We start from the raw sequence: 8795 nt of genomic DNA, 5'->3' as shown, positions 1-8795 counted from the left end.
GCGCAAATCTTTGTCATCATTAGTCATGCGCGCGACTCGCCCTTCTGATTTATGGTCGTGTTTGCGCGGGGCGAAACACGAGGAGTTTCGCCATGTCCCAGTTGAGCGGTATCGTGAGTTTGTTCCTGATCGCGGCGGCGTTCCTAACGTCCTGCGAAACCCAGAAGCCTCAGCAGAACTCCACGGAGCTATCCACCCTTCGGACCGCTGAATAGGTTCCTCAACGCTCGAAGGCCCCCGGACCCGGGGGCCTTCTCGATTCTGGAAGCAGCCGCTCAGGCCGATCAGTGCCAGTAAGGCTTCACGTGGTAGTATTCGAAGGATGCGTCGCGGGCCGCTTCACCATCGGCGCCGGTCAATTCCTCGATCGAGTAGGCCGGTGCCGCCTTGAGCTGTTCCTTGGTGAAAGGCACGACGTAGCCGCCCATGTTTTCATCATAGTCGAGGCTTGCCCACGGAATGGCGTGATACTTCTCGCCCATGCCGAGGAAGCCGCCGAAGCCGATGACCGCGAACATGATCCCGTTCGACATCTTGTCGAGCATCACGTCCTCGATGCTGCCGATGCTGTCGCCGGCGGTGTTGTAGACCGAGGTGCCGATGACGCGCGAGGCGGCAATGGCTTCGGTGTGGCCAGACGGAGTGGTCATTGTTGTGCTCCTCTCATTTGCTTGTCCGTTGTGGACAATGAGGGGAGCGGGCGAAGGTTCCAGATTTTCGGCTGCCCTGCTACGGCCTCTTGGCGATCCGATCGAACGCCATCAGCCTTTCCAGCAATGCGGGAAGATTCTTCAAGGGCACCATGTTGGGGCCGTCGGAGGGGGCGTTGTCCGGATCCTGGTGGGTTTCGATGAACACGCCGGCAACGCCGATCGCCACGGCGGCGCGCGCGAGGGTCTCGACAAAGCGTCGTTCGCCACCGGTCGAGCTGCCCTGCCCGCCCGGCTGCTGCACGGAATGGGTGGCGTCGAAGATCACCGGCGCGCCGATCTCGGCCATGATCGGCAGCGCTCGCATGTCCGACACCAGTGTGTTGTAGCCGAAGGAGGCGCCGCGCTCGGTGACCAGCACGTTGGCGTTGCCGGAACCGGTGGCCTTGGCGACGACATTCTTCATGTCCCATGGCGCCAGGAACTGACCCTTCTTGACGTTCACCACCTTGCCGGTGCGCGCCGCCGCAATCAGCAGATCCGTCTGCCGGCTAAGAAAGGCCGGTATCTGCAGCACATCCACATGCGGCGCGACCGATGCGCATTGCTCCTCGGTGTGGACGTCGGTCAGCACCGGCAGCCCGAACTCCTTGCGCAGATCGTCGAAGATCGGCATCGCCGCCTCGAGCCCGGCGCCGCGCGCGCCGCCAAGCGAGGTGCGATTGGCCTTGTCGTAGCTCGTCTTGTAAACGAGCCCGATACCGAGCCTGGTGGTCAGTTCCTTCAGCGCCCCGGCCATGTCGAAGGCATGCTGGCGCGACTCGAGTTGACAGGGGCCTGCGATCAGCGACAAGGGCGCATTGTTGGCGAAAACGACCTTGCCGACGCTTACCGCGGCATTGGGCGCAAGGGGCTCGCTCATGGGATCTCCCGAAAGATGAAGGCCGCGCCCTGACCGAGTGCCGGCGGCACGACGACATCGTCGCCGCTCATGTTGTGCTCTATGGCGTTTGCCGCAAGTAGCTGGGTGGCTGCGGCGACGCTGCGAACCGCAAAGATGACGGCCGCAAATCGCAGGTCCGAAGGCTGCCCTGCCGAAGCACCGAACCGTGCGGCAAAAGCGTCGGGCGTCAGAACGGCCAGGGTCGCGTTTGGCAGGTCAGTCCTGTCGCCGTCGCTCGCGCCCTGGCCGGCAGCGATCGATATCAGTCCCCTCTGGCTCGAAGGCTCGTCGCTCACCGCCACGATCTCGACGATGCCGGTCACGCCATTGGCATGTGCCTGCAGTGCGGTGCGGTCGATCTGCGGCGCGTTGATGCGCTGGCAGGCGAACAGGAATGCGTCCGGTGCTTTTCTGTCGGCCGCGAATGCCAGTTTGAACGATGCCGTGTCGCTTTTGCCCGTGGTGTCGGTGAAGGCGCGCGAAAAGCTCAACATGTTGCCTGCCGACAGCCCCGCTTCGACATAGCGCGCGTGGTCGGCATCTGCATCGGCGGTCCCGAAGACGACCGCGGAGAAGCCCTCGTCGCCAAGCCTGCTGCGGTAAAGGCGGTCGCGCGCGACGAAGACGTTGCCTTCGCCCATCGCCCGATCGGCCGTTTGGTCATCGCCGACGGCCAGCGGTTCCAGATAGGTGCCGTCGGTGAAGAAGACACAAGCGTTCTCGGTCCCGAAAGGATGGACGCCGGTCGGGGCGACGACGAAGCCGAGCGACGAGAGGCGCTGCCTTGCAATGTGGAGGCTCCGCGTGGGCAGAACGAGATGATCGAGCGGATGGGGCGGAGTTTTCGTCATGCCGGCGCGGTGTGCACCATTGCGGAAATCGGTTCAAGGCCTGGCGTCCAAGGCGAGCGGACGGCGCGGCTCAGGCGGCGGCCACGACGTCGGCCGAATAACGCAGCTCGCGCAACGGTTTAACCCTGCCTGTCGTCTCCGCATAGATCGGATGCGCCCTGTATGCTGCGAGCGCTGCCTCGTCCTCGAATTCGGCATAGACGACCACGTCGATCGCGTTTGAGAACAGATCGACCTTGGTATTGAGCGTCACCTCGAAGTGTTTCGAATGTGGAATCTTGCCCAGTTCCTGCAGCCCTGACCGGACGGCCTCCACATCCTCCTTGCGCCGCACGCTGAAGAAAACGATGTGCCGGATCAAACCCAGCCTCCTTGATCGACGGATGAACGCGTTTTGTGGGAGCAAGGCCGTCGCGTCAACCGGCAACGATGTCGCGCCCGCTATTTGAGCGGCAGCGTCGGGGCCTCAGGCAGCGCCGGTGACGTAACGCACGATGCGCGACATCTCCCTGACGGTCGCGTCGAGATATTGGCCCTGGTTGTAGAGGCCGTCCCAGATCAGGAAGAACGTGATGGCGACGATAACGATCACATAACGCATGGCTAAAGCTAGCGTATGTCCTCAAACCGAACCAGAGCGCCTTCACGGCAATCGTTCCAATTCACTGCTTTGTAATCGACGCACCTTTCCGGCGTCATGGGACCCAGCGCCGGCTACCTGGAGAGCTGCGGTGCGAGCACAAATGTCTCATGCGAACATGATGCAACCGCGATCGGACATCCGGCATTTTTCCGGCTGTCCGGCGCCGTCACTGCATCCTCGGGCGAGCGCCGAGCGTCGTTCGCAACAGGAGGCTTCCTTGAACCGCACCGTAGCCGTCGCCGTGCTGCTGCTTGCCGTGATCTCGGCAAGTGCCGCTGAAGCAAAAGTATCCTTGCCCAGAGTCACCAATGACCCGCTGGGCGCGCTGACTGCCCCGACGCTGACACCGGGGGCCAGCGACCTTGTCAACAACACGCCGACATCGACCATCCAGGAGATTCGCCACCCGAGAGGAATGGCGCCGCTGACCGTGCCCAGCGATCCGCTCGGCACGTCGATCCAGCCGGCCTTCCCCGGGCCGCTCACCACGCCCGCGACCACCCCTTCGCCTTAGCCAAATCAGGCCGGCCCGGCCGCGCAACATCAAAGGGTAATGCGGTATTTGGCAACCCCCGCCTCACCCTCGCCCGCCGGCTCGATCTTCAGCGACTTCACCTGACCGATGAAATCCTTGGCCCTGGGTCCGGTCTCGAAGACAACGCTGGTTCCAGGCAGCGGCGCGAACGACCAGTTGTCGTCCGCCGACGGATTGATCGTGCCCTCGCTGATGACGTAGCGCACGATCACGTCGCGGTTGGTGTCCGGCGCCTCATAGATGATCTTCGAAGCATTGATATCAGGGAAATTGCCGCCGCCGCCAGCGCGGTAGTTGTTGGTGGCAACCACGAATTTCGCTGCCGGATCGAGCGGCTTGCCGCCGAATTTAAGATCGACGATGCGGCTGGAGCCGGCATTGGCGACGGCGCCCTTCGTATCGTATTTCGGTGGCTGCGACAGGTCGATCTTGTAGGTGATGCCATCGATGACGTCGAAATTGTAGGAGGGGAACTCGGTGTTGATCAGCGGCTGATCCGCCTTCCCGGGCTCGATCCTGTTGAAGATGCCGGCCGACATCTCCAGCCATTCCTTGACTTGCGAGCCGGTGATTTCGACCGCGCGCACGGTGTTCGGATAAAGATAGAGATCGGCGACGTTCTTGATGGCGATATCGCCGACAGGAACGTCGGTATAGTAGTCGGCGCCGTTGCGGCCGCCTGCTTTGAACGGTGCCGCCGCAGAGAGGAGCGGCACGTCCTTCCACTCTGTGCTCTTCAGAATATCCTTGAGATACCAGCTCTGCGCCTGATTGACGATCTGCACCGAGGGATCGTCGGCGACCAAAGCGAAATAGGAATAGAGCGGCGCGGACGTCTTGCCGACGGGGCGGCGGACATAGGCGAGCGTCGCCTCGTGATCCTGCTCGAGCGCCGCGATGATGCGTTTGTCGTCGCCGACCGTAGCCTTGTTCTTGCTGTCGACCCGCTCATAGATCGGCCGCGCCTCGGAGGTGGCCGAGACGACGCGCCATTTCGAGCCATCGCGCTCAAGAAGCAGGTCGATCAGGCCCATATGCGAGCCCCAGAAGCCGCCCATCACCGCCGGCTTGCCCTGCAGAGTGCCTTTTTCGGTGTCGACGCCTTCCAGCGCCTGGAAATCCTTCTTGCCGGGGAAGACGAGATGCTGGTGCCCGGTGAAGACCGCGTCGATGCCTTCGACGCCGGCGACGAAGAAGGAGGCGTTCTCCATCATGTCGCCCTGCTTGATATCGATGCCGGAATGCGAAAGCGCAATGACGATGTCGGCGCCCTCCTCACGGATTTGCGGTACCCAGGCCTTGGCCGCCTGGACAATGTCGCGGGTCTGGACGTTGCCTTCCAGGTTTTTCAGGTCCCAGACCATGATCTGCGGCGGCACGAAACCGATGACCCCGATCTTGATCGGCTGTTCGGCGCCGGAGCCGTCCTTGATCTTCTTGTCGAGGATAACATAGGGCTTGAGGTAGAGCTTGTCGTCGCGCGGGTTCGTGGCGAGCGTGGTGCCCCGGATCAGGTTGGCGCATACGAAGGGGAAATTGGCGCCGGCCAACACCTTGTCCATGAAGGACAGGCCGTAGTTGAATTCGTGGTTGCCGAGGGTCGAGCATTCATAGCCGAGCAGGTTCATGCCCTTCATGATCGGATGCAGGTCGCCGTCCTTCATGCCCTTTTCATAGGCGATGTAGTCGCCCATCGGATTGCCCTGCAACAGGTCGCCGTTGTCGATCAGCATCGCATTGGTGGCTTGCTTGCGCACCCCGTCGATCAGCGAGGCCGTGCGCGACAGGCCCATCGTGTCGTTCGCTTTGTCGGCGTAATAATCATAAGGCAGCAAATTCACATGGATGTCGGTCGTCTCCATGATCCTCAGATGCGCCTGATTGGCTGCGGCCCGGACGGAGAACGGATGCAGCATGATCAGCGCTCCGGTGGCGGCGGCTCCGGCCAGGAATTCGCGGCGAGAGACGGGCAAAAGTGACATTGTTTTCCTCCTCTTAGACAACGCGACATGCCCTGCCCCTCAATCGGAACATGCCGCCGAAGGCATTTCGAGTCCATGTCTGTTGGATGTCTGTTGATCAGACAAGGTGACGCGTCGATGAAAAGCAATCAGCTCTTGTCGTCGTCACCCTGAGTGATCAGGCGCGCGCTGCGCTGTCCGGTAAAATATATCCATAGCCAGCTGAGCGACACTGCGAGCCGATTGCGGAAATCGATCAGGAAATAAATGTGCGCTATCCCCCAGAGCCACCATGCGAGCCAGCCGGTGAGCTTGATCCAGCCGAAATCGATGGCGGCCGCGCGTTTGCCGATCGTCGCCAGGTCGCCGGCATGCTTGTAGCGGAAAGGGCGTGGCGTTGCGTCGCCATCGAGCCTCGCTTTGATCGTTGCAGCAACATGCCTGCCCTCCTGCTTGGCGGACGGCGCCACGCCCGGTACCGGCTTGCCGTCCGGTCGCAGCAGATGTGCCGTATCGCCGATAACAAATATCTCCGGGCTGCCCGGCACGGTGAGATCGGGCTCGACCAGCACCCTGCCCGCCCGGTCGGCGGGCGCTCCCAGCCATTCCGCCGCAGGCGAAGCGGCGACGCCGGCTGCCCATAAAATCGTCTTTGCCGGCAGGTAGGTATCGCCAAAGACGACGCCCTCGGCATCCAACTGCGTGACGGCACGGCCAAGCTCGACCGTCACGCCAAGCCGCTCCAGCGCTTTTTGAGCATAGGCCGAGAGCTCCGGTGCGAAATTGGCGAGCACACGGTCACCGGCTTCGATCAGCACAACGCGCGCCTGCCGCGTGTCGATATTGCGGAATTCGCCGCGCAGCGTGTCCTGCGCAAGCTCTGCAATGGTGCCGGCAAGCTCCACGCCGGTCGGTCCGCCGCCAACGATGACCAGCGTCAGCAATGCCTGGCGCCTGGCGGGATCGGTCTCGCGCTCGGCTTGCTCGAAGGCGAGCAGGATGCGGCGCCGGATGGTGGTGGCATCTTCCAGCGTCTTCAGCCCGGGCGCGAATGGCTCCCATTCGTCATGGCCGAAATAGGCGTGGCGCGCGCCGGTGGCGAGCACTAGCGTGTCGTAGCCGACTGCGCTCCCGTCATCGAGCAGCACGCGTTTGCCTGCGCGGTCAACACCGATGACCGTACCCAGAAGCGTCGTCACGTCCTTGCGCTTGCGTAACAGATGACGGATCGGCCAGGCGATCTCGGAAGTCGCCAGCGCGGTGGTCGCCACCTGGTAGAGCAGCGGCTGGAACAAGTGGTGATTGCGCTTGTCGATCATGGTGATGCGCACCGGTGCGCCGGCCAGCGCGCGGGTAAGTTCGAGACCGCCGAACCCGGCGCCGACGATCACGACATGATGCTTGGCTTCGTCCATTTTCAGCCACCTCGCCCAAAGCAACCCGATTGCCTAGATGTAAGCATTTTTGTGCACCGCAACAACGCCACCGCTGGCCATGTCAGTGCCCGGGAGTCGTCGCCCGGTGTCGTGTACGCGCATGTCGCCCCGGAACGCCGGGTATAGCGTGGAGCAGAACGATAGGAGTGGAGCATGTCTGACAATCGCGATGACGACGGCCCGGCGCAATACGCTTCGCCGCCTTGTTTCATGCATGAGCTCGACCCGGCCTATCAGATGCCGCTGTCCGACTGGACCGATGTCCGGCGCTGGCGCAAGGCGGAGCGTGAGCGGCTGATCGGCGCGCGGCTTGCGGTTTCCGCCGATGCACGCGCGGCAATGTCACAGCGGATTGCCGAGGGCCTCGATATGCTGGTCGGCAAGGTTGCCGGCCTTATGGTCAGCCTCTACTGGCCGTTCCGCGGCGAGCCGGACCTGCGCGGCTTTATGGCGTCGATCAATGCGCGCGGCGGCCGCACCGCGCTGCCCGTCGTCATCGAGAAGGGCCAGCCTTTGGTGTTCCGCGCCTACGCGCCGGGCGACCGGCTGGAGAAGGGCGTCTGGAACATCCCGATCCCGGCCGAGGGTGATCCTGTCCTGCCCGATATCGTGATCTCGCCGGTAGTCGGCATCGATCCCAGCAACTACCGGCTGGGCTATGGCGGCGGTTTCTACGATCGTACGCTCGCCGCCATGCCGTTCAGGCCGCTGGTGATCGGCGTCGGCTACGAATTGCAGCGCATTCCCACCATCTATCCGCAACCGCACGACATCCCGATGACCAAGGTGGTCACCGAGGCGGCCGGAGCCTAATGCAGTTCCAGGAAAAGTGTGTAGCGGTTTTCCGTCCGTAATTGCGCAAAGCAAAGAAATGAGCGGTTCGGGGTTCCCGTGAAACGATGCAACGCTCTGACTTCAGCTAAGCCATTTCGGGCCTCAACCCCACCGCCGTCCTGTCGACGATCTCGCGCAGGGCGAAGGACGAGTTGATCTTCGTCACATGCGGCATCGCCGACAGCCATTCCTTGTGGATGCGCTCATAGTCGGCAAGGTCCTTGGCCGCTATACGCAGGATATAGTCGTATTCGCCCGACATCAGATGGCAGGAAAGCACGTTCGGGCAGCGTTTGATCGCCGCTTCGAAATCGGACAGCGTCTTCTCGAACTGCCCCGACAGCGATATATGCACGATCGCCGTCATCTGATGGCCGAGCGCTGCATTCGACAGTCGCGCGTGATAGCCGCGGATGGTTCCGGATTTCTCCAGATTGTCCAGGCGCCTGGAGCAGGCCGACTGCGACAGCCCAACCTTTTCGGCAAGCGCTGCATTGGGGATCCGGCCATCCTTCTGTAAAGTCTCCAGAATGGCGATATCGATCCTGTCGAGCGGCATTTTTCGAGATTCCTGCGAATATTCCGGCTTTTTGCGCAACGATTATCGAAGACCGGACGCTGCCGCAAGTGCATTCGCAAACACATGCGGAACGATTCATGCTTCACTGCGCCTCATGCATGTCGCCCTAAAACTGCGCGGCGGTTTGGGATTGGCGGCATGCCCGGAAATGTCAGGGAGAGCGCCCTTTCAAGGGCCGGACAGGAGAAGAAGATGCGCGTCGGCTGCCCCAAGGAAATCAAGAACCATGAATACCGTGTCGGTCTGACGCCCGGCTCTGTCCGCGAATATGTCGCGCACGGCCACGAAGTGCTTGTCGAGGCTGGCGCCGGCGGCGCGATAGGCGTTATCGTCGGCGCCTATTCCGGCGCCGACGATAACGC

At 62.3% G+C, this 8795-nt stretch carries 10 protein-coding genes and 1 pseudogene; 3 read left to right on the top strand and 8 right to left on the bottom strand.

Annotation, left to right across the window (positions count from 1 at the left end; genetic code table 11):
* Positions 1 to 284: 284 nt before the first annotated feature.
* From EOA60_RS09310 to EOA60_RS39665, 5 genes are all read right to left on the bottom strand, one after another.
* Positions 285 to 650, bottom strand: a complete 366-nt coding sequence (locus tag EOA60_RS09310) for a PRC-barrel domain-containing protein (protein WP_066989666.1) — start codon at positions 648 to 650, stop codon at positions 285 to 287.
* A 79-nt stretch (positions 651 to 729) separates the two neighbouring features.
* Positions 730 to 1572 carry a 3-deoxy-8-phosphooctulonate synthase gene (gene kdsA / locus EOA60_RS09305; protein ID WP_095825437.1) on the bottom strand — a complete coding sequence of 281 codons (843 nt, stop codon included), beginning with the start codon at positions 1570 to 1572 and terminating at the stop codon, positions 730 to 732.
* Positions 1569 to 2444: a VOC family protein gene (locus EOA60_RS09300; RefSeq protein ID WP_095825438.1), complete on the bottom strand. Its 876-nt coding sequence runs from the start codon at positions 2442 to 2444 to the stop codon at positions 1569 to 1571. Before EOA60_RS09300 ends, kdsA begins: the two co-directional genes overlap by 4 nt.
* Before the next feature lie 70 nt (positions 2445 to 2514).
* Entirely contained in the window at positions 2515 to 2805 is a 291-nt protein-coding gene (locus EOA60_RS09295; protein ID WP_066989660.1) for a Dabb family protein, read from the bottom strand.
* Positions 2806 to 2910: 105 nt separating this feature from the next.
* Positions 2911 to 3045 (bottom strand): hypothetical protein, encoded by a 135-nt coding sequence (locus tag EOA60_RS39665; RefSeq protein ID WP_259979787.1) that lies wholly within the window; start codon positions 3043 to 3045, stop codon positions 2911 to 2913.
* 259 nt (positions 3046 to 3304) lie between these two features.
* On the opposite strand from EOA60_RS39665, the gene EOA60_RS09290 reads away from it, so the two are divergent.
* Entirely contained in the window at positions 3305 to 3601 is a 297-nt protein-coding gene (locus EOA60_RS09290) for a hypothetical protein (RefSeq protein WP_127335323.1), read from the top strand.
* Between the two features lie 29 nt (positions 3602 to 3630).
* Here EOA60_RS09290 and EOA60_RS09285 read toward each other — a convergent pair whose 3' ends face one another.
* Entirely contained in the window at positions 3631 to 5604 is a 1974-nt protein-coding gene (locus EOA60_RS09285) for a bifunctional 2',3'-cyclic-nucleotide 2'-phosphodiesterase/3'-nucleotidase (protein WP_128311268.1), read from the bottom strand.
* 128 nt (positions 5605 to 5732) lie between these two features.
* Positions 5733 to 6998, bottom strand: coding sequence for an NAD(P)/FAD-dependent oxidoreductase (locus EOA60_RS09280; protein WP_095825441.1), 1266 nt, complete (start codon positions 6996 to 6998; stop codon positions 5733 to 5735).
* Between the two features lie 174 nt (positions 6999 to 7172).
* Between EOA60_RS09280 and EOA60_RS09275 the strand changes: the two genes are divergently transcribed.
* A complete protein-coding gene (locus EOA60_RS09275; RefSeq protein ID WP_095800688.1) occupies positions 7173 to 7832 on the top strand; it encodes a 5-formyltetrahydrofolate cyclo-ligase in 660 nt (219 codons plus the stop codon).
* Positions 7833 to 7938: 106 nt separating this feature from the next.
* On the opposite strand, the gene EOA60_RS09270 is transcribed toward EOA60_RS09275, so the two are convergent.
* Positions 7939 to 8412 (bottom strand): Lrp/AsnC family transcriptional regulator, encoded by a 474-nt coding sequence (locus EOA60_RS09270; protein WP_059188527.1) that lies wholly within the window; start codon positions 8410 to 8412, stop codon positions 7939 to 7941.
* Between the two features lie 213 nt (positions 8413 to 8625).
* On the opposite strand from EOA60_RS09270, the pseudogene EOA60_RS09265 reads away from it, so the two are divergent.
* Positions 8626 to 8795: pseudogene (locus EOA60_RS09265) on the top strand (alanine dehydrogenase); the annotation flags it as partial.

Source organism: Mesorhizobium sp. M1A.F.Ca.IN.020.06.1.1, assembly GCF_004023265.1.
Classification (GTDB): domain Bacteria; phylum Pseudomonadota; class Alphaproteobacteria; order Rhizobiales; family Rhizobiaceae; genus Mesorhizobium.
This window is presented reverse-complemented; position numbering and strand designations above follow the sequence as displayed.